This is a genomic window from Actinomadura rayongensis (assembly GCF_009831215.1).
Classification (GTDB): Bacteria; Actinomycetota; Actinomycetes; order Streptosporangiales; family Streptosporangiaceae; genus Spirillospora; species Spirillospora rayongensis.
Map to the genome: position 1 here is coordinate 224404 of NZ_WUTW01000008.1, position 20823 is coordinate 245226.

Annotated in this window: 22 protein-coding genes; 17 read left to right on the plus strand and 5 right to left on the minus strand. The window is 72.3% G+C overall.

The genetic code is table 11. The features are described 5' to 3' along the window. Positions 1-130: 130 nt before the first annotated feature. From dop to GQ466_RS27580, 9 genes are all read left to right on the plus strand, one after another. Complete coding sequence (gene dop / locus GQ466_RS27540) at positions 131-1651, plus strand: depupylase/deamidase Dop (RefSeq protein ID WP_237418424.1); 1521 nt, start codon at positions 131-133, stop codon at positions 1649-1651. Positions 1652-1880: 229 nt separating this feature from the next. Beyond that, entirely contained in the window at positions 1881-2090 is a 210-nt protein-coding gene (locus GQ466_RS27545; RefSeq protein ID WP_161105964.1) for a ubiquitin-like protein Pup, read from the plus strand. Positions 2091-2182: 92 nt separating this feature from the next. Next, positions 2183-3337, plus strand: coding sequence for an endonuclease VII domain-containing protein (locus GQ466_RS27550; protein WP_237418445.1), 1155 nt, complete (start codon positions 2183-2185; stop codon positions 3335-3337). Between the two features lie 214 nt (positions 3338-3551). Continuing rightward, entirely contained in the window at positions 3552-4400 is an 849-nt protein-coding gene (gene prcB / locus GQ466_RS27555) for a proteasome subunit beta (protein WP_337193649.1), read from the plus strand. A 21-nt stretch (positions 4401-4421) separates the two neighbouring features. Next, positions 4422-5111, plus strand: coding sequence for a proteasome subunit alpha (gene prcA, locus GQ466_RS27560; RefSeq protein ID WP_161106017.1), 690 nt, complete (start codon positions 4422-4424; stop codon positions 5109-5111). A gap of 168 nt (positions 5112-5279) precedes the next feature. Beyond that, on the plus strand, positions 5280-6638 hold the full coding sequence (pafA, locus tag GQ466_RS27565; RefSeq protein ID WP_103566641.1) for a Pup--protein ligase: 1359 nt from the start codon (positions 5280-5282) through the stop codon (positions 6636-6638). A gap of 88 nt (positions 6639-6726) precedes the next feature. Then, positions 6727-7683, plus strand: a complete 957-nt coding sequence (locus GQ466_RS27570) for an FKBP-type peptidyl-prolyl cis-trans isomerase (protein ID WP_161105965.1) — start codon at positions 6727-6729, stop codon at positions 7681-7683. Positions 7684-7712: 29 nt separating this feature from the next. Continuing rightward, on the plus strand, positions 7713-8369 hold the full coding sequence (locus GQ466_RS27575) for a helix-turn-helix domain-containing protein (protein ID WP_161105966.1): 657 nt from the start codon (positions 7713-7715) through the stop codon (positions 8367-8369). A gap of 32 nt (positions 8370-8401) precedes the next feature. Continuing rightward, the gene (locus GQ466_RS27580; RefSeq protein ID WP_161105967.1) at positions 8402-8854 is read left to right on the plus strand and encodes a DUF3291 domain-containing protein; all 453 of its coding nucleotides are present in this window, start codon (positions 8402-8404) and stop codon (positions 8852-8854) included. Positions 8855-8870: 16 nt separating this feature from the next. Here the strand turns inward: GQ466_RS27580 and GQ466_RS27585 are convergent, their stop codons facing one another. Then, positions 8871-9950 carry a DUF3866 family protein gene (locus tag GQ466_RS27585; protein WP_161105968.1) on the minus strand — a complete coding sequence of 360 codons (1080 nt, stop codon included), beginning with the start codon at positions 9948-9950 and terminating at the stop codon, positions 8871-8873. 89 nt (positions 9951-10039) lie between these two features. On the opposite strand from GQ466_RS27585, the gene GQ466_RS27590 reads away from it, so the two are divergent. The 7 genes from GQ466_RS27590 (at position 10040) to GQ466_RS27620 (ending at position 17288) form a co-directional block, all read left to right on the plus strand. Beyond that, positions 10040-11029 (plus strand): WYL domain-containing protein, encoded by a 990-nt coding sequence (locus GQ466_RS27590; protein WP_161105969.1) that lies wholly within the window; start codon positions 10040-10042, stop codon positions 11027-11029. After that, positions 11026-12000, plus strand: a complete 975-nt coding sequence (locus tag GQ466_RS27595) for a helix-turn-helix transcriptional regulator (RefSeq protein ID WP_161105970.1) — start codon at positions 11026-11028, stop codon at positions 11998-12000. The genes GQ466_RS27590 and GQ466_RS27595 overlap by 4 nt, the downstream gene beginning before the upstream one ends. Positions 12001-12013: 13 nt before the next feature. Continuing rightward, positions 12014-12244, plus strand: a complete 231-nt coding sequence (locus tag GQ466_RS27600) for a hypothetical protein (protein ID WP_161105971.1) — start codon at positions 12014-12016, stop codon at positions 12242-12244. A gap of 29 nt (positions 12245-12273) precedes the next feature. Then, positions 12274-12639 (plus strand): Sec-independent protein translocase subunit TatA, encoded by a 366-nt coding sequence (gene tatA, locus GQ466_RS27605; protein WP_161105972.1) that lies wholly within the window; start codon positions 12274-12276, stop codon positions 12637-12639. A gap of 84 nt (positions 12640-12723) precedes the next feature. Then, the gene (tatC, locus tag GQ466_RS27610) at positions 12724-13551 is read left to right on the plus strand and encodes a twin-arginine translocase subunit TatC (protein WP_161105973.1); all 828 of its coding nucleotides are present in this window, start codon (positions 12724-12726) and stop codon (positions 13549-13551) included. Positions 13552-13624: 73 nt separating this feature from the next. Beyond that, the gene (locus tag GQ466_RS27615; protein ID WP_161105974.1) at positions 13625-16390 is read left to right on the plus strand and encodes a DEAD/DEAH box helicase; all 2766 of its coding nucleotides are present in this window, start codon (positions 13625-13627) and stop codon (positions 16388-16390) included. A 37-nt stretch (positions 16391-16427) separates the two neighbouring features. After that, positions 16428-17288 (plus strand): metallophosphoesterase, encoded by an 861-nt coding sequence (locus GQ466_RS27620; protein ID WP_161105975.1) that lies wholly within the window; start codon positions 16428-16430, stop codon positions 17286-17288. 160 nt (positions 17289-17448) lie between these two features. Here GQ466_RS27620 and GQ466_RS27625 read toward each other — a convergent pair whose 3' ends face one another. The 3 genes from GQ466_RS27625 to GQ466_RS27635 form a co-directional block, all read right to left on the minus strand. Next, the gene (locus GQ466_RS27625) at positions 17449-17778 is read right to left on the minus strand and encodes a histone-like nucleoid-structuring protein Lsr2 (protein WP_161105976.1); all 330 of its coding nucleotides are present in this window, start codon (positions 17776-17778) and stop codon (positions 17449-17451) included. A 15-nt stretch (positions 17779-17793) separates the two neighbouring features. Then, positions 17794-18153 carry a histone-like nucleoid-structuring protein Lsr2 gene (locus tag GQ466_RS27630; protein ID WP_161105977.1) on the minus strand — a complete coding sequence of 120 codons (360 nt, stop codon included), beginning with the start codon at positions 18151-18153 and terminating at the stop codon, positions 17794-17796. A 646-nt stretch (positions 18154-18799) separates the two neighbouring features. Beyond that, a complete protein-coding gene (locus GQ466_RS27635; RefSeq protein WP_161105978.1) occupies positions 18800-19531 on the minus strand; it encodes a DUF7873 family protein in 732 nt (243 codons plus the stop codon). Positions 19532-19686: 155 nt separating this feature from the next. Here GQ466_RS27635 and GQ466_RS27640 point away from each other — a divergent pair, with 155 nt between their 5' ends. Then, a complete protein-coding gene (locus tag GQ466_RS27640) occupies positions 19687-19869 on the plus strand; it encodes a hypothetical protein (RefSeq protein ID WP_161105979.1) in 183 nt (60 codons plus the stop codon). 37 nt (positions 19870-19906) lie between these two features. Here the strand turns inward: GQ466_RS27640 and GQ466_RS27645 are convergent, their stop codons facing one another. Then, a complete protein-coding gene (locus GQ466_RS27645) occupies positions 19907-20641 on the minus strand; it encodes a Crp/Fnr family transcriptional regulator (RefSeq protein WP_337193650.1) in 735 nt (244 codons plus the stop codon). Positions 20642-20823: the final 182 nt, after the last annotated feature.

Here is a 20823-nt window from a genome sequence, read left to right on the forward strand (position 1 = left end):
CGACCACGCCGCGGCGCGGCGGCCCGCCCCACCGGCCGGCCGCCGCGCCGCGGCACGTCGGCCCCGCCACGCGGACGCCCCGGACCCCGCCCCGTGGCCCCGCCCCCGCCCTCCCGATAGGCTCGACCATATGAGTGTTCGGCGCGTCATGGGCATCGAAACCGAGTACGGCGTCTCCGTGCCCGGTCAGCCAGGGGCCAACGCGATGGTCACCTCGTCGCAGGTCGTCAACGCCTACCTCGCGGCGTCCGCCGCACGGGCCAGACGGGCCCGCTGGGACTTCGAGGAGGAGAACCCCCTCCGCGACGCCCGCGGCTTCGACCTCGCCCGCGAGGTCGCCGACCCCACCCAGCTCACCGACGAGGACCTCGGCCTCGCCAACGTCATCCTCACCAACGGCGCGCGCCTCTACGTCGACCACGCCCACCCGGAGTACTCCGCGCCCGAGTGCACCAACCCCCTCGACGCCGTCATCTGGGACAAGGCAGGCGAACGCGTCATGGCCGACGCCGCCGCCCGCGCCGCCCTCATCCCCGGCACCAACCCCATCCAGCTCTACAAGAACAACACCGACAACAAAGGCGCCTCCTACGGCTGCCACGAGAACTACCTCATGCGGCGGCAGACGCCCTTCGCCGACATCGTCCGCCACCTCACCCCCTTCTTCGTCTCCCGCCAGGTCGTCACCGGCGCCGGCCGCGTCGGCATCGGCGTCGACGGACGCGGCGAAGGCTTCCAGATCAGCCAGCGCGCCGACTTCTTCGAAGTCGAAGTCGGCCTGGAGACCACCCTCAAACGCCCCATCATCAACACCCGCGACGAACCCCACGCCGACCCCGACAAATACCGGCGCCTCCACGTCATCATCGGCGACGCCAACATGAGCGAGGTCTCCACCTACCTCAAGCTCGGCACCACCGCCCTCGTCCTCGCCATGATCGAGGACTCCTTCCTCACCACCGACCTCACCGTCGACGCGCCCGTCGCCTCCCTGCGCGCCGTCTCCCACGACCCGTCCTGCAAACACCTCCTGACGCTCCGCGACGGCCGCAAGATGACCGCCGTCCAGCTCCAGCTCGAATACCTCGACCAGTCACGCAAATACGTCGAGGACCGCTACGGCGCCGACGTCGACGACATGACCAAGGACGTCCTCGACCGCTGGGAATCCGTCCTGCACCGCCTCGGCGACGACCCCATGCAGCTCTCCCGCGAACTCGACTGGGTCGCCAAACTCGAACTCCTCGAGGGCTACCGCAGCCGCGACGGCCTCGACTGGTCCCACCCCCGCCTCCAGCTCGTCGACCTCCAGTACACCGACGTCCGCGCCGACAAGGGCCTCTACAACCGCCTCGTCGCCCGCGACCGCATCGACCGCGTCGTCACCGAGCGCCAGGTCCAGGACGCCGTCGAGGACCCGCCCGAGGACACCCGCGCCTACTTCCGCGGACGCTGCCTGCGCCAGTACGCCGACAACGTCGCCGCCGCCTCCTGGGACTCCGTCATCTTCGACGTCCCCGGCCGCGAATCCCTCCAGCGCGTCCCCACCCTCGAACCGCTGCGCGGCACCAAGGACCACGTCGGCGCGCTCCTCGACCAGTGCCGCACCGCCGCCGACCTCGTCGCCACCCTCACCGGCCAGAACGGCTGACGCACCACCGCACGCCACGCGCGCGCCGCCCGGCTCCGGCCGGGCCCGGCGCGCGCTCGCGTTTCCGCCCCCTTTTCGTGACCGCTTCGCCCGTTTTACAGGTTCGCCGGACGGCGATAACCCAGCCAGGACCCCCGGCCCCGCGCGGACGGTACGGCGGATCACGGCATCCGCTGGCCGTCGGTGATCGGAGATAGGCTGAGAGGACCGGCAGAGCGGAGGTATCGACATGGCCACGAAGGACACCGGCGGTCAGAAGCAGACCACGCGTCGCACGGAGGAGACCGAGGAGACCCAGGCCACGACGGGCGAGGACGTCCAGGAGCGGCAGGAGAAGCTCAGCGACGACGTCGAGGCAATTCTGGACGAAATTGACGAAGTTCTCGAAGAGAACGCAGAGGAATTCGTACGCGGGTACGTACAAAAAGGAGGCCAGTAAATCCTGGTTTGTCCGAATCATTCGATTTGAAAAAACCAGGATTGCATGAGTTACTGAGCCGGGCAGTCTCCCCGGAGGGTGGGTGGGTGGCGATGGTGCAGGAGAAGAAGTGCCGCGATTGCGGCGAGGTCAAGCCGACGACGGAGTTCTGGAAGCGCAAGGCGTCCGCGGACGGTCTCTCGCTCTACTGTCGGGAGTGTTTCGGCCTCCGCAACTCGTCGTCTTATCGAGGAAAGCGCGCGGCCGAGGGCAAGTCGACAAGGCCCTACCGGCGTCATCTCGACGTACCTGAGGGCATGAAGTACTGCCCCCAGTGCGAACAGACCAAGAAGATCGAGGAATTCGGGAAGAACCGGGCGAGGTCGACGGGACTGGCGAATTACTGCCGTTCGTGTCACAACCGTGTCTCGTCCGAGGCGAAGCAGCGCCTCTACGGTGGGCAGCGGAGTTACCTCCTGAAAACGCGTTACGGCCTCACCGGTGCGCAGGTGGACGAGCTGACCGCTCGGCAGGGCGGAATCTGTGTGCTGTGCCTTCGCGATCCCGCCGCGCACGTCGACCATGATCATTACACCGGCGTGGTCCGGCACATCCTGTGCTTCCCCTGCAATGGCGGGCTCGGCCAGTTCGACGACAATCCCCGACGGCTCTACGAGGCGGCGGACTACCTCGAAGAACGAACGTGGTACGTGCGTCTGCTCCGGCTCGAACTCGGCACTTCCCGCATCTCGTCGTCCGCGCTGCGCGCCTGGCGCGAGGAGACCTACCCGGGGTCTTTCGAACGCCGCACGGCGGAGGCCGTGGCGAGAGCCGGTCTCACGAGCCGGGGGAAGCCGCGCGTGCGCTGGGGACTCGACGCGGCGGACATCGAGGATCTGGTGACGATCCAGCAGGGCGGGTGCGCGATCTGCGTGGACCGTCCGGCCGAACACGTCGACCACTGCCATGAGACGGGCGCGGTGCGCGGAATGCTGTGCGGCGGCTGCAACACGGGGATGGGGCAGTTGCGGGACGATCCGGCGGTGCTGCGTCGCGCGATCGACTATGTGCTGGGCCTGCTGGTCAAGGAGGTGCCGGACGGGCGTGGTGGGACGCGCTTGTCGTTCACGGAGCCGGATGTGGATCCGGAGAGCGTCCCGGAGGGCGGTTGGGAGCCGCATCGTCTGGCGGACGCGGCGTTCCGCAAGGGGGAGCGGGACAAGGAGGGCGTGCGGGATTCGTGGATCGGGGATCCGGTCGAGGTGTGACCGAGCGGGGCGGGTCGGTGGCGGGGCAGGTGGCGGTGGGCGTGCGGCGGGGTAGTGAGCGTGTGTCGGGTGGGGTGGGCGGCGGGTTCGCGCTCGGCTGATCGCGGAGGTGATCGTCCGGCATGCGATGGGGCGTGGTTGAACAGTAGGGTCATAAGGTCTGCGTCGGTCCGTCCGGAAGGGCGGCGGCGCGTTGGTGGAGGGAAGGAGTCGCGTGGCGTCTCACGATGCGCACACCGCACGGTCGGCGGGGCTGTTCGCGAGCCCGGGCACGTCGTCGTTCTCGGAGTTCCTGGGCGCGTACGCGCCGGATCTGCTGCCGGGCGCCCGGCCGTTGCCGGAGGGGGTGACGGCGGGGGACGAGATTCCGCACGGGACGACGATCGTCGCGGTGACGTTCCCGGGCGGGGTCGTGATGGCGGGGGACCGGCGGGCGACGGCCGGGAACATGATCGCGCAGCGTGACGTGGAGAAGGTGTTCCGCGCGGACGAGTTCTCGGCGATCGCGGTGGCCGGGACGGCGGGGCTGGGCATGGAGCTGGTCCGGTTGTTCCAGGTGGAGCTGGAGCATTACGAGAAGCGTGAGGGCCGGACGCTGTCGGTGGAGGGGAAGGCGAACCGGCTGGCGTCGATGGTGCGCGGGAACCTGGCGATGGCGATGCAGGGTCTCGCGGTGGTGCCGTTGTTCGCGGGGTACGACGAGGTGCGGGATCAGGGCCGGATCTTCTCTTATGATCCGGCGGGCGGTCGTTACGAGGAGCGGGATTATCACGCGATCGGTTCGGGTTCGGTGTTCGCGCGGGGTTCGGTGAAGAAGCTGTTCCGCGCGGATCTGTCGGCGGAGGACGCGGCGCTGGTGTGCGTGCAGGGTCTGTACGACGCGGCGGACGACGATTCGGCGACGGGTGGTCCGGATCTGGCGCGGGGGATCTTCCCGGTGGTCGCGGTGGTGACGGCGGACGGGTATCGCCGGCTCGGTGAGGACGAGGTCGGCGCGGTGGCGCGGGCCGTCGTCGAGGAACGTTACGACGCGCCGGGCGGGCCGACCGCCCCGCTGCGATAGAAGGGATCCAGTTCCGTGTCCATGCCGTTCTACGTGTCGCCCGAGCAGCAGATGAAGGACAAGGCGGATTACGCGCGGAAGGGGATCGCGCGTGGCCGCAGTGTGGTGGTGCTGCAGTACGCGGACGGGATCCTGTTCGTCGCGGACAATCCGTCGCGTGCGCTGCACAAGATCAGTGAGATTTACGACAGGATCGCGTTCGCGGCGGTCGGGAAGTACAACGAGTTCGAGAATCTGCGGCTGGGCGGTGTCCGGTACGCGGATGTGAACGGGTATCAGTACGACCGGCGGGACGTGACGGCGCGGGGTCTGGCGAACGTGTACGCGCAGTCGCTGGGGACGATTTTCACGGAGACCAACAAGCCGTACGAGGTGGAGTTGGTGGTCGCGGAGGTCGGTGAGGATTCGGGGACGGATCAGATCTACCGGTTGACGTTCGACGGTTCGGTGGCGGACGAGCACGGTTATGTGGCGATGGGGGGTCAGGCGGAGGCGGTGGCCCAGTCGCTGAAGGATCGGTATCAGGAGGGCGCGCCGTTGGCGGACGCGCTGCGGACGGCGGTGCGGGCGTTGGAGGCGCAGGATTCGGAGCGGCGGCTGGCGGCGGAGTCGCTGGAGGTGGCGGTGCTGGACCGTAATCGGGAGCATCGGCTGTTCAAGCGGTTGCCGGCGGCGCGGATCGAGGAGCTGCTGGGCGCGGCCGACGCCTGATCCGGGCGTTTCGTCCGGGTGTGAACCCGTCGCAACCTTTGTGGTGAGGTTGCGGCGGGTTTTTCGCGCCCGTGATCGTGATCTACAACGTAAAGGACCGGGTCGGGGGTGAGAAACAGGGCGGTCCGGAGACTGCCAAGTCGGCGTCCGGGCGCATAGGCTCAAGGGGTGGACAGGCGCATCTTCGGGCTTGAGAACGAGTACGGCGTCACCTGCACCTTCCGCGGGCAGCGGCGGTTGTCACCCGACGAGGTGGCCCGCTACCTGTTCCGCAGGGTGGTGTCGTGGGGCCGTTCCAGCAACGTGTTCCTGCGCAACGGCGCCCGGTTGTACCTCGACGTGGGCAGCCACCCCGAGTACGCGACGCCGGAGTGCGACAGCGTCGTGGACCTGGTGACGCACGACAAGGCCGGCGAGCGGATCCTGGAGGGCCTGCTCGTCGACGCGGAACGGCGGTTGCGCGAGGAGGGCATCGCCGGGGACATCTACCTGTTCAAGAACAACACCGACTCGGCCGGGAACTCCTACGGCTGTCACGAGAACTACCTGGTGGGGCGGCACGGGGAGTTCGGCCGGCTGGCCGACGTGCTGATCCCGTACCTGGTGACCCGCCAGATCATCTGCGGCGCGGGCAAGGTGCTGCAGACGCCGCGCGGCGCGGTGTACTGCGTGTCGCAGCGGGCGGAGCACATCTGGGAGGGCGTGTCGTCTGCGACGACGCGCTCGCGTCCGATCATCAACACGCGGGACGAGCCGCACGCCGACGCCGAGCGGTTCCGGCGGCTGCACGTGATCGTGGGCGACTCGAACATGAGCGAGACCACGATGCTGCTGAAGGTCGGGGCGACCGACCTGGTGCTGCGGATGATCGAGGCGGGCGTCGTCATGCGGGACCTGACGCTGGAGAACCCGATCCGGGCGATCCGGGAGGTCAGCCATGACATGACGGGCCGCCGGAAGGTGCGGCTGGCCAACGGCCGCGAGGCGAGTTCGCTGGAGATCCAGAAGGAGTACTTCGGCAAGGCGAAGGACTTCGTGGACCGGCGCGGCGGGGACGTGACCGCCAAGCGGGTGCTGGACCTGTGGGAGCGGACGCTGCGCGCGGTGGAGACCGGCGACCTGGACCTGGTGGGCCGGGAGATCGACTGGGTGACGAAGTACCGGCTGATCGAGCAGTACCGCCGCAAGTACGACCTGCCGCTGTCGTCGCCGCGGGTGGCGCAGCTCGACCTGGCGTACCACGACGTCCACCGGGACCGCGGGCTGTACTACCTGCTGGAGAAGCGGGGCGCGGTGGAGCGCGTCACGCGGGACCTGGACGTGTTCGAGGCCAAGTCGGTGCCGCCGCAGACGACGCGGGCGCGGCTGCGCGGCGAGTTCATCCGCAAGGCGCAGGAGAAGCGGCGCGACTTCACGGTGGACTGGGTGCATCTGAAGCTGAACGACCAGGCGCAGCGGACGGTGCTGTGCAAGGACCCGTTCCGTTCCGTGGACGAGCGGGTGGACAAGCTGATCGCCGGGATGTGATCATTTTCGGCCGCCCCGCGGCGGCCGGTTTGTCACCGGAGGGGTAGGGTGAGCGCGCAGTTCGCGCTCACCACCCCGAAGGACCCGCATGCGCCGTCGCTCCCTCGTGCCGCGTTCGTTCCGGTCGCCCGCCGCAGGGTCGGTGGCGGTCGCGCTGGCGGTCGGGCTGCTCGCCGGAGGATGCGGAGGCGGCGGTGACGTCCAGGTCGAGGTGAAGGGCAAGGCGGGCGCGGAGCCTTCGGTGTCGTTCCCGAAGGGCGGGAAGCCGGACGCGGGGTACGCCGAGAAGACGCTGCACGACGGCAAGGGCGCGCCGGTGCGGCGCGGCGACCTGGTCGTGGCGGACTATGTGAGCTACCGGTGGAACGGCGCGAAGACGCGGCTGCTGGACGACACCTACAAGGCGGGCGTCCCGGCGGCGTTCCAGACGGGAAAGCTGGTGAAGGGCCTGGACCGGGCGCTGGAGGGCGCGCGGCCGGGTGAGCGGGTGGTGGCGCGGGTGCCGCCGGCGGACGCCTACGGGGCGGACGGCGATCCGGCGCACGGGGTGAGCGCGGGCGACACGCTGGTGTACGTGCTGGACGTGCGGGCCTCGTTCGGGAAGAACGCGGTGGTCCCGGGACGGCAGCAGACGCTGGACGACCCGAAGCTCCCGAAGGTCGGCCCGGTCACGCCGGGCCAGGCCGCGTCGGTGCTGATGCCGCAGACGGCGCCGCCGAAGGGCCCGGTGACGCAGACGCTGGTGGACGGCGGCGGCGCGGTCGTGGCGTCCGGGCAGCTCGTGGCGATGCAGTACCAGATGATGAACTGGCGGGACGGCCGGGTGCTGGGCTCGTCGTGGCAGGACGGCGAGGTGCACTGGGCGGTCGCGGGCCGGCAGCAGCTCGTCGCGGGCCTGGACCGGGCGCTGGTCGGCAGCCGGGTGGGCAGCCGCCTGCTGGTGGTGGTGCCCCCGGCGCTGGGCAAGGCGGCGTGGCGGACGCGGCTGCAGCTCAAGCCGTCGGACACGCTGGTGTTCGTGGTGGACGTCCTCGGCGCGTACTGACCGGCACCGGGCTTCCTAGACTGGGCCGCGTGGAGGACATCGAGGCGGTCGGCCTGCTGCAGGACCCGGTGCGGCGGCGCCTGTACGAGTACGTGGCCGCGCAGGGCCGCGAGGTGGGGCGCAACGAGGCGGCCGAGGCGGCGGGCGTGGCGCGGACGCTCGCGGCGTTCCATCTGGACCGGCTGGCGGCGGCGGGCCTGCTGGAGACGGCGTCGCGGCGGCTGACGGGCCGGTCCGGGCCGGGCGCGGGACGGCCCGCGAAGGTGTACCGGCGGGCGGCGGGGGAGCGGGGCGTGTCGCTGCCGCCGCGCGACTACCGGGCGGCGGCGTCGATGCTGGCGGAGGCCGCCGAGGACGCGCGGCTGGACGCGGCGGTGCAGGCGGTGGCGCGGCGCCGGGGCGAGGCGGCGCGGGACCCGTCCGGTCCGTGCGCGGACCTGGACGCCGCGCGGGCGCTGCTGGAGCGGCGCGGCTACGAGCCCTACCTCGACGACGACGGCGGCCCGGTGCTGCGGATGCGCAACTGCCCGTTCCACGTGCTGGCCGAGGAGTTCCCGCCGCTGGTGTGCGGGATGAACCTGGCGCTGCTGGAGGGCCTGTTCGGGGACGCGCCGGAGCTGGCGGTGCGCATGGCGGCGCGTCCGGGCCTGTGCTGCGTCGCCATCTCTAAAACAAGCGAGGATTGACATAGAAGCGGGCGCCGTGCTGACATGACCCCATGACCGGCCACCATCTCGCCCAGCTCAACGTCGGCAGGCTCCGCCACCCCCTCGGCGACCCCCGCTCGGCCGGGTTCGCCGACGCGCTCGCCCCGATCAACGCGCTCGCCGACGCGGCGCCCGGCTTCGTCTGGCGGCTGGTGGACGAAGACGGCTCCGATGCGACCGGCCTGCGCCCCTTCGGCGACGACACGCTCATCAACATGTCGGTGTGGGAGTCGCGGGAGGCGCTGTGGGAGTTCACCTACCGCAGCGACCATCTGGCGTTCCTGCGGGGCCGCCGCGACTGGTTCGAGGCGCCCGGCGGCCCCCACCTCGCCCTGTGGTGGATCCCCGCCGGGCACGTCCCGACGCAGGAAGAGGCCGTGGAGCGGCTCGCGCACCTGCGCGCGCACGGCCCCACAGCCTACGCGTTCACGTTCCGCGAGGACTTCGCCCCGCAGGACGCGTGACCGGCTACGTGACCGGCTAGAGGAGCGACGCGGCGTGCCGTCCCGCGGCGGCGGCGGTGAGGAAGTAGGGCAGGTCCTGGTCCAGGCGGCGGCCCATCGTGGACATCCGCACGCCCCACTCCTTCTCGGCGGCGCGCAGCGCGTCCTCCAGCCCCTCGACCCCGACCGGGACGAGCGCGTGCCGGTCGCCGAGCGCCGCCGCGTCCGCCGCGACGCGCGTCCCGAACGTCCCGCCCAGCTCGGGGACGGGCACGTCCGCGCGGGCCAGCGCGACGCGCCCGTAGGCGGTGAGGCTGTGGTGCGACACCCCGACGTGCCGCTCGCGCAGGTCGCCCTCGCTGACCCGCAGCGACGCGACCGGACGGCCGGACAGGACGGCGGCGGCGTTCACCGCCTCACCCGCCGACACGCCCGAGAAACCCCACTTCGTCCCGGTGCCGAGGTTGCCGGGGCCCTGCGCCACGACGACGACCTCGGCGCCGAGGACGAGCCGCGCCGCCAGCAGCCCCGTGTGGACGGTCACCGCCTCCAGGTCCCCGCCGAACGCCTGCCCCGTCGTGACCGTCGCCGCGAGCGCCCCCGCGCCCTTGAGCTGCCCGATCGACATGGAGAACCACGCGGGCAGCGCCCCGCCGTCCGGCATCACGTACACCACGCGGGTGCCCGGACGGTCGGCCAGCAGCCCCGCCAGGATCGGCGGCAGCGCCGAGTGCAGGTCCGCGACGATCACCGGCAGCCCGCCCAGCGAGTCCGCGTCGCGCAGGACCTCGTGGTGGGGCGAGTCCTGCTCGTCCGCGCCGAGCAGCGTCGCCTGCAGCGGCGTGTACCGGGCCTTCACCAGATGTCCCGGGCCGTCCGGATCGGGGGGCAGCCGGTCCGGGAGAGCGACGACGATCGCATAGCCGCCGGTCCCCAGGCCCATCGCCAAGGCCGTAGTGTTGAGCAGGACGGTGTCGCCGGGTTCGGGCCGCCCCACCAGCGCGGGGTAGGCCAGGGCGCGGCAGGCCCCGTCGCCCCCGACCGCGACGTCCAGTTCGATCGCCCCCGGCCATTCCCGGCGGACGCCCTCTACCGTGCCTTTGCGCCATCTGATCACACGGAGAACGGTAGCGTCCGGTTCACCGGCCGCGCGGACGATCCGCTGACCCGCCGGACCGAGCCGAACCCAAGGAGGAGGTGGCCCACGTGTCGCGGCGCAAGACCGAGCGCCTGCTCAACCTGGTGGTGTGCCTGCTGGCCACCCGCAGGTACCTGACGGCCGAGCAGATCCGCCGGGCCGTGCCGGGCTATCCCGAGGGCGCCGAGGCGTTCAAGCGGATGTTCGAGCGCGACAAGGAGGAGCTGCGCGAACTCGGCGTCCCGCTGGAGGTCGGCAGCGACCGCACCGGCGGCGGCGGCGAGGAGACCGGCTACCGCATCCCCCCGCAGGACTACGAGCTGCCCGAGATCCACCTCGGCCCCGACGAGGCCGCCGTGCTCGGCCTCGCCGCCCGGGTGTGGCAGCGCGCCAGCATGGCCGACGCCGCGTCCGGCGCGCTGCTGAAGCTGCGCGCCGCCGGCGTCGAGACCGGCGACGCGCCCGACCCCGCCGCCGTCGTCGGCGTCGAGCCGCGCGTGGACGCCGGCGACCCTGCCTTTCCCGCCCTGTGGGAGGCGGTCCGCGACGGCCGCCCGGTGACGTTCGAGTACCAGGGCGTCGGCCGGACGTCGTCGGCGCGGCGCCACCTGGAGCCGTGGGGCGTGGTGAGCCGCCGCGGCCGGTGGTACGTCGTCGGCCACGACCGCGACCGCGACGGCACCCGCGTGTTCCGGCTGAGCCGCATCCTCGGCGCCGTCGTCCCCGACGGCCCCGCCGGGACGGTCACCGTGCCCGACGGCGTGGACGTCCGCAAGATCGCGTTCGACTCCGGCGAGCCCGTCGGCGACCCGCGCCCGGCGACGGTGCGGCTGCGCGCCGGCGCCGTCCAGGGCCCGCGCCGGTGGGCGCGCGACGTCCGGCCCGCCGGCGACGGCTGGGACGGCTGGGACGAGGCCGTGCTGACGTTCCGCGACGTCGACCGGTTCGCCCCCTACCTCGCCAGGTTCGGCGGCGACGTCGTCGTCCTGGACCCGCCCGACCTGCGCGAGGCGGTCATCCAGCGGCTCAAGGCGGCACTGGCGGTGAACGGATCATGAGCACCCCCGCGAACACCGCGTCCACGGGCCGGCTCGGCCGGCTCCTGGCGCTCGTCCCCTACGTGATCAACCGGGACACGGTCGCGGTCGGCGAGGCCGCCGCCGCGTTCGGGATCACCGAGAAGCAGCTCATCGACGACCTCAACCTGCTGTGGTGCGTCGAGCTGCGCGCCCCCGACCCCTACTGCCCGATCGACCTGTCCTACGAGGGCGGGGAGATCACCGTCGCCGAGGCCGAGTCGATCGCCCGGCCGCTGCGGCTCAAGGTCGACGAGGCCGCCGCGCTGCTCATCGCGCTGCGGACGCTCGCCCAGATCCCCGGCCTGCACGACCGCGACGCCCTCAGCCGCGTCATCGCCAAGCTGGAGACGGCGGCGGGCGCGGCGGCGTCGGTCGCCGGGCAGGTCGCGGTCGAGGTCGGCGGCCACGGCGACCGCGCCCACCTGGCGGTGCTGCGCGAGGCGATCACGGCGGGCCGCCGCGTCCACCTCACCTACTACGTCCCGGCGCGCGACGAGAACACCGAGCGCGACGTCGACCCGATGCGGCTGCTGGTCGTGGAGGGCGCCACCTACCTGGAGGGGTGGTGCCGCCGCGCCGAGGCCGTCCGGCTGTTCCGCGTCGACCGGATCGCCGGGCTCACCGTGCTGGACGTCGCCGCGCAGGTCCCCGAGGACGCCGAGCCCCGCGACGTGGACGGCGGCCTGTTCCGCCCGTCCCCCCGCGACGAGAGCGTCACGCTGGACCTGGCGCCCGAGGGCCGGTGGGTCGCCGACGGCTACCCGTGCGAGAGCGTCGAGGAACTGGGGGAGGGGCGGCTGCGCGTCGTGCTGCGCACCCCCGACACCCGCTGGGTCCGGGCGCTGGCGCTGCGGCTGGCCGAGCACGGCCGCGTCGTCGCGCCCGCGTCGCTGGCCGCCGAGGTCCGCGCCGAGGCGGCGCGCGCCCTCGCGCTCTACGAGAACGTCTGAGGAGTCCGATACCGTGACGGACGTGGGATGGTCCGGTCTGGCGGTGGCGCTCGGGTTCGCGGGCGTCGCCGTGCTCGCCTACTGCTCCTTCCGCGTCTACCTGGGCGTGCGCCGGTTCGGACGTGAACTGGAGCGGACCAGGGCGAAACTCGCGCCCAAACATCGGGAGCTGCGCGGCGAACTCCACCGCCTCCAGCGGTCCCACGCGCCACAGGACCCCGGCGACGGCGTACGATCGGGTTGAGTAACGCCTGCTGAAAAGGGAATTCTCTGATGCCGAACCTTGGAACCCCCGAGCTGCTGATCCTGCTGCTCGTCGTCGTCCTGATCTTCGGGTCCGCGAAGCTGCCGCAGCTCGCCCGTTCCCTGGGCAAGTCGGCGCGCATCCTCAAGGCCGAGACCAAGGGCCTGCGCGAGGACGATGACGAGACCGCCGCCAAGCCCGCCCCGGCGCCCGCCGCCGACGCGGCGCCCGGCGCCCGCGACCGCGCCGCGCAGCTGCGCGCCGAGGCCGCCCGCCTGGAGCGCGAGGCCGACGCCCGCGAGGGCCGCGTGCACCGGCCCGGCGAGCTGCCGTCCGGCGAGCCGATCCAGGGCGTCCCGGTCAGCGACTACGGCACCGGCCGCAACCAGCACTGACCGGCACTGACCGGTATTAACCGGTACTGACGTTCCGGCGACCCTCCGGCGACGTTTCCGTCCACCCTCACCCCCGAAGAGCCCATGCTGAAGCTGACGACGCGGCGCGACGTCGACCCCGAAGGCCGCATGCCGCTCATGGAGCACCTCCGCGAGCTGCGCAACCGGCTGGTCAAGGCGATCCTCGCCCTCGCCGCCGGCGCGGTCGTGGCGTGGCTGTTCTTCGACCCCATCTGGGACTTCGTCAAGGAGCCCTACACCAAGGTCCCCGCCGAGCACTGCATCAACCGGCACTGCGACCTGGTCGTCCACGGGCCGTTCGACGGGTTCTTCATCCACCTCAAGGTCGCGCTGATGGTCGGCGCGGTCCTGTCGTCTCCAGTGTGGCTGTACCAGCTGTGGGCGTTCGTCGCGCCCGGCCTGTACCGGCGCGAGCGCCGCTGGACGTACACGTTCATGGCCGCGGCGATCCCGCTGTTCCTCGTCGGCGCGGGCCTGGCCTACGTCACGATGGACAAGGGCCTGCGGCTGCTCGTCGGGCTCGCGCCCGGCGACACGCTCGTCCTCATCGGCATCCAGGACTACCTGTCCTACGCGCAGGCGATGCTGCTGATCTTCGGGTTGACGTTCGAGCTGCCGCTGTTCGTCGTCATCCTCAACCTCGCCGGGGTGCTGCGCTTCCGGACGCTCATGCGCACCCAGCGGTTCACGATCTTCGGGCTGTTCGTGTTCGCGGCCGTCGCGACCCCGAGCGCGGACCCGTTCACGATGCTGGCGCTCGCGCTCCCGACCGTCCTGCTGTACGAGGTCGCGGTGCTGCTCACCTACTTCAACGACCGCCGCCGCGACCGCAGGCCCGACCCCTACGACGGGCTGAGCGACGACGAGGCGTCCCCGCTCGAACTCGACTGACGGGCCGATCCCGGCGAAGGGAAACCGGGCCCGGAGTGCGTATCGGGCCGGTCGAAACCGTAGGCTCGAAACCATGACCACCCCCGACACGCAGTCGGCCGACCCGTCACCCGCCGAGCGCTACGCCGCACACCGCGCCCGCACGGCCGGGAACGGTCCCGCGCTGCTGGACTTCCGAACCCTCTACGACTTCGAGCTGGACGCGTTCCAGATCGAGGCGTGCCGCGCCCTGGAGGCCGGCAGCGGGGTCCTCGTCGCGGCCCCCACCGGGTCCGGGAAGACCATCGTCGGGGAGTTCGCCGTCCACCTGGCCCTCGCCGCGGGCGCCAAGTGCTTCTACACCACGCCGATCAAGGCGCTGTCCAACCAGAAGTACGCCGACCTCGTCCGCCGGTACGGGCCCGACCGGGTCGGGCTGCTGACCGGCGACAACAGCGTGAACGGCGAGGCGCCGATCGTCGTCATGACGACCGAGGTCCTGCGGAACATGCTGTACGCGGGGTCCTCGACGCTGGCGGGGCTGGCGTTCGTGGTCATGGACGAGGTCCACTACCTCGCCGACCGGTTCCGCGGGGCCGTGTGGGAAGAAGTGATCATCCACGTGCCGGAGTCGGTGCGGATCGTGGCGCTGTCGGCGACGGTCAGCAACGCCGAGGAGTTCGGCGAGTGGCTGCAGGCCGTCCGCGGCGACACCGCCGTCATCGTGGACGAGCACCGGCCCGTCCCGCTGTTCCAGCACATGCTGGTCGGCACCCGCCTGTACGACCTGTTCGTGGAGACCGGCAAGGGCAAGGACCGGCAGGGCCGCCTCAACCCGCAGCTCCAGCGGCTCGCCGTGGAGGAGGTCCGCCGCGCGAAGGTCAACCAGGGCCGCCGCACCGGGCACCGCCGCGCGCCGCGCCCGCAGCGGTTCCGGCTGCCGCTGCGCCCCGACGTCATCGCTCGGCTGGACCGGGCCGGGCTGCTGCCCGCGATCACGTTCATCTTCAGCCGCGCCGGGTGCGACGCGGCCGTCCAGCAGTGCCTGCACGCCGGGCTGCGCCTCACCTCCCGCGAGGAGTCGGAGGAGATCCGCGCGCACGTCGAGCTGCGGACCGCCGACATCCCGCCCGAGGACCTGCGGATCCTCGGGTACGCCGACTTCCTCGCCGGGCTGGAGCGCGGCGTCGCCGCCCACCACGCCGGGATGCTGCCGACGTTCAAGGAGATCGTGGAGGAGCTGTTCACACGCGGGCTGATCCGCGCGGTGTTCGCCACCGAGACCCTCGCGCTCGGGATCAACATGCCCGCGCGGACCGTCGTGATCGAAAAGCTCGACAAGTGGAACGGCGAGGCCCACGTCAACCTCACCCCCGGGGAGTACACCCAGCTCACCGGGCGCGCCGGACGGCGCGGGATCGACGTGGAGGGCCACGCCGTCGTCGTGTGGAACCCGAGCGTGGACCCGGCGTCGGCGGCGGGGCTGGCGGGCGCGCGGACGTACCCGCTGAACTCCAGTTTCCGGCCGTCCTACAACATGGCCGTGAACCTCGTCGGCGCGGTCGGCGCCGAGCGGGCCCGCACGCTGCTGGAGGAGTCGTTCGCGCAGTTCCAGGCCGACCGCGCCGTCGTCGGCCTGGCCCGGCAGGTCCGCAAGAACGAGGAGGCCCTCGCCGGGTACGCCAAGGCCGCCGAGTGCGACCGGGGCGACTTCATGGAGTACGCCGCGATGCGCCGCGCCCTGTCGGACCGGGAGGCCGCCGCGTCCCGCGAGCGGTCCCAGACGCGCCGCGCCGAGGCCGCGCGGTCCCTGGAGCACCTGCGGCCCGGGGACGTGATCCTGGTGCCGTCCGGGCGCCGCTCCGGGCTCGCCGTGGTGCTGGACGCCGGGGTCGGGCGCCGCTCGGACGGCCCGGCGCCGCTCGTGCTGACGTCCGCGCGGTCGGTGCAGCGGCTGTCGATCCAGGACTTCCCGCGCGCGGTCGAGCCGGTCGCGCGGATCCGGGTGCCGAAGTCGTTCAGCCCCCGCAACCCGCAGGACCGCCGGGACCTGGCCGCGACGCTGCGCGCGCAGGTCCCCGACGACGTCCGGGAGCGGCGCCGCGGACGCGACGCGCCCGGCGGGGACGACGCCGAGATCGGGCGGCTGCGCGCCGACCTGCGCGCCCACCCCGTCCACGCGTGCCCCGAGCGCGAGGACCACGCCCGCTGGGCCGAGCGGTACTTCCGCCTCGAACGCGACACCGAGCAGCTCCGCCGCCGCGTCGAGGGCCGCTCCCAGGTGATCGCGCGGACGTTCGACCGCGTCACGGCCGTCCTGGAGCAGCTCGGCTACCTCGACGGCGGCGCCGTCACCGACGACGGCCGCCGCCTCGGCCGCATCTACAGCGAGCTGGACCTGCTCACCGCCGAGAGCCTGCGCGCGGGCCTGTGGGAGCGGCTGGACCCCGCCGAGCTGGCCGCGTGCGTGTCGGCGCTGGTGTTCGAGTCCCGCCAGCCCGACGACGCCGCGCCGCCGCGCAGCCCGTCGGGGAAGGTGTCGGACGCGCTGGAGGCGATGGTGCGGCTCTGGCGGACCCTGTCGAACGTCGAGCGCGACAACCAGGTGTCGTTCCTGCGCGAGCCCGACCTCGGGCTGGCGTGGACGGCGTACCGGTGGGCCAAGGGCGACGACCTGGACGAGGTCCTGCTCGACGCCGGGCTGACCGCCGGGGACTTCGTCCGCGCCGTGAAGCAGCTCCTGGACCTGCTCGGCCAGATCGCCGACGCGTCGCCGCCGAACGGTCACGTCCGGACCACGGCGCGCAAGGCGATGGACGCGATGCGCCGCGGCGTCGTCGCCTACTCGTCGGTCACCTGACGGCCGCCGGCGGCCGTCCTCACCGAAGGAGCCCCCCGTGACCTCCCCCTCCCGCCGGGACGGCGCGTTGCTGGCCATCAGCGACGTGCACACGGCATTCGAGGAGAACCGCGCCGTGGTGGACGGGATCCGTCCCGGCTCGCCCGACGACTGGCTGATCGTCGCCGGGGACGTCGCCGAGCGCGCCGCCGACGTCGAGGCGACCCTGACGCTGCTGGCGGGCCGCTTCGCGCACGTCGTGTGGACGCCCGGCAACCACGAGCTGTGGACGACGCCCGGCGACCCGTGCGACCTGCGCGGCGAGGCCCGCTACCGGCACCTGGTCGAGGTGTGCCGCCGCCTCGGCGTCAGCACCCCCGAGGACCCCTACCCGGTGTGGACGGGCCCCGGCGGGCCGGTGACGGTCGCGCCGCTGTTCGTCCTCTACGACTACACCTTCCGCCGCGACGGGATCACGTCCAAGAAGGCGGCGCTGGAACGCGCGCACGAGTCCGGGGTCGTCTGCACCGACGAGGTGTACCTCAGTCCCGAGCCGTTCGCGTCGGCCGACGACTGGTGCCGCGACCGCGTCGCCAGGACCGAGGCGATGCTCGACGCCCGGGACCCGTCGCTCCCGACCGTGCTGGTCAACCATTTCCCGCTGGTGCGCGACCCCACGCGGATTCTGCGGTACCCCGATTTCGCGCTCTGGTGCGGGACCGAGGCCACCGCCGACTGGCATGTTCGTTATCGGGCTAGTGCCGTCGTTTACGGGCATCTGCACATTCCGCGGACCACGTGGCACGACGGAGTGCGTTTCGAGGAAGTCTCCCTGGGATACCCGCGCGAATGGCGTTCCCGGCCCGCCGGTCCCGCCCGGCCCCGGCAGATCCTTCCCGTCCCGGAGCAGACTTCCTGAACCGGGCGAACCGTGCGTCTCGTTCCCGGGTGACAAAAAGGAATGCGGTTCCGCGGCCCCGGGGACGAGAACGCGAAAAGGGCCGGGTGATCGAGTCACCCGGCCCTGGTGCGTCCGCCGCCGGCGCCGCGCCGGGCGGATCAGGGGATGTGCCGCCCGATCAGTGGACGGCGTCGTACTGCTCGATCACGGTCGCCGGAATGCGCCCGCGCTCGTTGACCTTGATGCCCTGTGACTTCGCCCACTCGCGAATCTCGGCGGAGCGCTCGCGGTTGTTCTGCGTCCGCACGGGACGCCCGCCCTTGGCGGCCTTCGGACGGGCGCGCCGGGCGTTCTGGACGAACGGTCCCAGATCCGCGCGGAGCTGCGCGGCGTTCTTCTTGCTCAGGTCGATCTCGTAGGGGACGCCGTCGAGCGCGAAGCTGACCGTCTCGTCCGCCTGTCCGCCGTCGATGTCGTCGACGAGGAGAACCTCGACCTTCTGTGCCATGCGGGGACTCCCTTGTTATGCATCCGGCTTGGCGTCCGGATGTGCCTCGATGAACGCAGCATAGACCTCATCGGAGATTTTGCCACGCTCGGAGACTTCGACACCGGCGGACTTCGCCCATTCCCGGACGTCGCCGTTGGTGTATCCCTTGACCTTCGCGGCCGAGGCGCTTCTGCGTCCCTTACCTGCGGCCTTCACCTCGTTCGCCTTGGCCAGGAACAGCTCCAGCGTTTCCAGCGCCTCCCGCAGGCGCTTGTCGTTCTCATCGCCGAGGTCGATCGTGAACGTGCGGTCCAGCACGCCGAAGTCCCGCTTGGCGACGTCGCTCCCTTCGGAGCCGTCGATGTCGTCTACCCGAATGACCTTCTCGGCCATGTGCGCTCTGTCTTCCTTCCCTCGCCGTTGCGGCGGTCCGACCGTAGCGGATTGCCCGGAGCGCGCCGCCGCGAACCGGGCGCGATCTCCGGAATGGTGGTGTTCTTTACCCTCCGCCGCGGCCATTGCCGCCATAAGCCGGGCACCGCCCGGCCCCGCCATTCTCCCGTCCCGGCGGACCGGCCGAGCCCGCCCGCGCCCGCCCGCGCCCGCCCGCGCCCGCGTGCCGGCGCGGTCCGGGGGCCGGACGGGGCGGGACCCCGGGCGTTTCCCACGCACCGGGGTCCCTGAAGGGTTCGTCGTCCTGCGCACGCGCGGCCCGCGCGACGGGTCAGTCTGAGTCTTCCGCCGCGTGCTTCCGTTGCACCATCGGGCCAAGGGGGCCCGAGCCGGATTCGAACCGGCACCTCGACGGCCGTCCGCCCGTCCGTCGGTCCGCGACGATCGACGACCTGCTGATTCTGGAGCGAGAGCCTGAGTTTGCTCGCGGCTGCCTCTGCCCGTTGGGCCATCCCGGCGCGAAGGGCCGGGAGGGGGACTCGAACCCCCACTGGACACCGCGTGGTTCAGTCTGACGTCTCAGTTTCAGCGTCGCGCCCCGTTCCCGGGGCGCACCCCCGCGCTCCAGCGGGGGAGTCTCATCCTCTCAGCCGAGCAGGTAGCCGAAGACCGCCTCGCCGACGGTCTGGTCGGTCACCTCGAACGCGTTGGCCTCCTCGCGGGCGAACTTCACCGCGCGGGCGAGCGCGTCGGCGCGCTCCAGCAGCTCGTTGACGCGCCGCGCGGGCAGCGCGCCGGAGAACTTCACGGTCGTCCAGTGGCCGACGGCGACGTCCTCGTAGAACACCTCGACCTGGGCCGGGTGCTTGTCGGTCGCCTCCGCCTTGACGTGGTTGAACGGCACCTTCTTGGTCTTCAGCGTCCGGACCGGGTCGGTCTTCCACGCGTCGCTCGAGGCGTCGAACGACCAGTTCTCGGCGGCGTCCAGCACCGGCAGCCGCTCCAGCAGGTTCCGCACCTCGGCGAGCTGCTTCTCCAGGAACAGCAGGTAGGTGACGGGCACGTCGCGCAGCAGCGCGCGGCCGTCGACCACGACGTCGGCGCGGGCCTCGCAGTTGGCGCGGTCCTTGGTGGCCGTGACGTCGAACAGCCGGGTGAGGGCCGCGGCGGCGGTGCGCAGGACGTCCTCGCCCTTGACCTGCACGCGGGTCGACTCGGGCGGGAACTGGTCGCCGTCCTCGTCCTTCGGCTGGTACACGCGGGAGATCCCCGACAGCAGCGGCTGCTTCTGGACGAGCTGCCCCGCCTCGGCCAGCTCGCGCTGGGCGCGGGCGCGGACGCCCTTCTCGACGGCGATGATCTGGTTCAGCTTCGGCATCGCGCCTCCCCTCGGTGTCCCCGGAACGGTAAGTGATCTTCGGCAGGCCGCGCACCCGGTTTTCGGACGGAAGGTTTGGACCGGGGCGTCCGGGACATCCTGCGGGGGCGCCTCGGGGGAGAACGGCGCACCCGATCCGGCACCCGGAGGCCGTCATGCTCGCTCTCGCCGCCGCGTTCGTCTTCGCGCTCGCGCTGCTGTTCGACCTCGCCGACCTGTCCAGCGGGTCGGTCGGCGTGCAGACGCTGGTCGTGCTCGGCCTGCTGCTGCTCGCCCTGGAGATGGCGGGGGTGGGCCCGGCGCGGCGCGCCGCGTGGCCGCGCCGCCGCCGTCGCTGATCTACAATGTAAAGGCGCGCGGCGGTCGGCGCTCACGTCAGTGGCCGTCGCGGGCGAAGGCGCGCAGCCGGTCCAGGTCCAGCACGGTGATCCGCCGCCACCCGGTCCGGACGAGCCCGCGCCGCCGCAGCTCGTTCAGGGCGCGCGCGACCGTCTCGCGGGAGGCGTCCATCCAGCTCCCGAGCTCCTGCTGCGACAGCGGGGGAGCGATGTCGACCGGGACGCCGACCGCGCCGCCCGACGCCGCCTGGTGCCGCAGCGACAGCTCGGCCAGCTCGGCGAGCAGGCCCGCGAGCCGCCGGGGGCCCTTCACCGACGCCTGGGCCTGGAGGCGGCGGCTCGCGTCGTCCAGCCGGCCGACCATCGTGCCGCTGACCAGCCGCCACAGGCCCGGGTTGGCGTCCAGGAACGCGGTGAACCGCTCGGCGGGCACGAGCAGGCCGCGCAGCGGGCCGAGCGCCGTCACCGTCGCCGACCGCTCCCGCGACCCGAGCACCGCGCTCTCGCACACGAGGTCGCCGGGGCCGCGCACGGCGAGGACGACGTCGTGGCCGTCGGCGGTCGTCGCCGTCACCTTCGCCCAGCCGCGCTCGATCACCACGACGTGGTCGGAGGTGTCGCCCTGCACGCACAGCGGGGCGCGCGCCGCGTAGGGCCGCGACCGCGCGGAGGCGCGCAGCGCGGCGCGGTTCCCGGCGTCCAGGGCGGCCCAGAAGGGCAGCGCGAGGCGCGCGCCGCCGCGCGCCGGGTTCGGGATGGTCCGCTCGGTCACCGCAGGTTCCGTTCCGCGCGCCTCGGGACGGGGCGCGCCGCTCGGCCGGAAGGGCCCGCCGGAGCCGCGGCCGGTGGGCCGGCACCCGCGCGGTGGGGGAGTGGGCCGTCGCAGCCGGCCGTCACGGGTGCCGGCCCGTGCGCCCGCCGCCGGTGCCGTCCCGTCCCGAGGCGGACGATCCC

Bases quoted from the DNA above. Each gene is read 5' to 3' on its own strand.
- dop (WP_237418424.1), top strand. From the start codon at position 131: ATGAGTGTTCGGCGCGTCATGGGCATCGAAACCGAGTACGGCGTCTCC.
- GQ466_RS27545 (WP_161105964.1), top strand. From the start codon at position 1,881: ATGGCCACGAAGGACACCGGCGGTCAGAAGCAGACCACGCGTCGCACG.
- GQ466_RS27550 (WP_237418445.1), top strand. From the start codon at position 2,183: ATGGTGCAGGAGAAGAAGTGCCGCGATTGCGGCGAGGTCAAGCCGACG.
- prcA (WP_161106017.1), top strand. From the start codon at position 4,422: ATGCCGTTCTACGTGTCGCCCGAGCAGCAGATGAAGGACAAGGCGGAT.
- GQ466_RS27570 (WP_161105965.1), top strand. From the start codon at position 6,727: ATGCGCCGTCGCTCCCTCGTGCCGCGTTCGTTCCGGTCGCCCGCCGCA.
- GQ466_RS27580 (WP_161105967.1), top strand. From the start codon at position 8,402: ATGACCGGCCACCATCTCGCCCAGCTCAACGTCGGCAGGCTCCGCCAC.
- GQ466_RS27595 (WP_161105970.1), top strand. From the start codon at position 11,026: ATGAGCACCCCCGCGAACACCGCGTCCACGGGCCGGCTCGGCCGGCTC.
- tatA (WP_161105972.1), top strand. From the start codon at position 12,274: ATGCCGAACCTTGGAACCCCCGAGCTGCTGATCCTGCTGCTCGTCGTC.
- tatC (WP_161105973.1), top strand. From the start codon at position 12,724: ATGCTGAAGCTGACGACGCGGCGCGACGTCGACCCCGAAGGCCGCATG.
- GQ466_RS27615 (WP_161105974.1), top strand. From the start codon at position 13,625: ATGACCACCCCCGACACGCAGTCGGCCGACCCGTCACCCGCCGAGCGC.
- GQ466_RS27625 (WP_161105976.1), bottom strand. From the start codon at position 17,778: ATGGCACAGAAGGTCGAGGTTCTCCTCGTCGACGACATCGACGGCGGA.
- GQ466_RS27630 (WP_161105977.1), bottom strand. From the start codon at position 18,153: ATGGCCGAGAAGGTCATTCGGGTAGACGACATCGACGGCTCCGAAGGG.
- GQ466_RS27635 (WP_161105978.1), bottom strand. From the start codon at position 19,531: ATGCCGAAGCTGAACCAGATCATCGCCGTCGAGAAGGGCGTCCGCGCC.
- GQ466_RS27640 (WP_161105979.1), top strand. From the start codon at position 19,687: ATGCTCGCTCTCGCCGCCGCGTTCGTCTTCGCGCTCGCGCTGCTGTTC.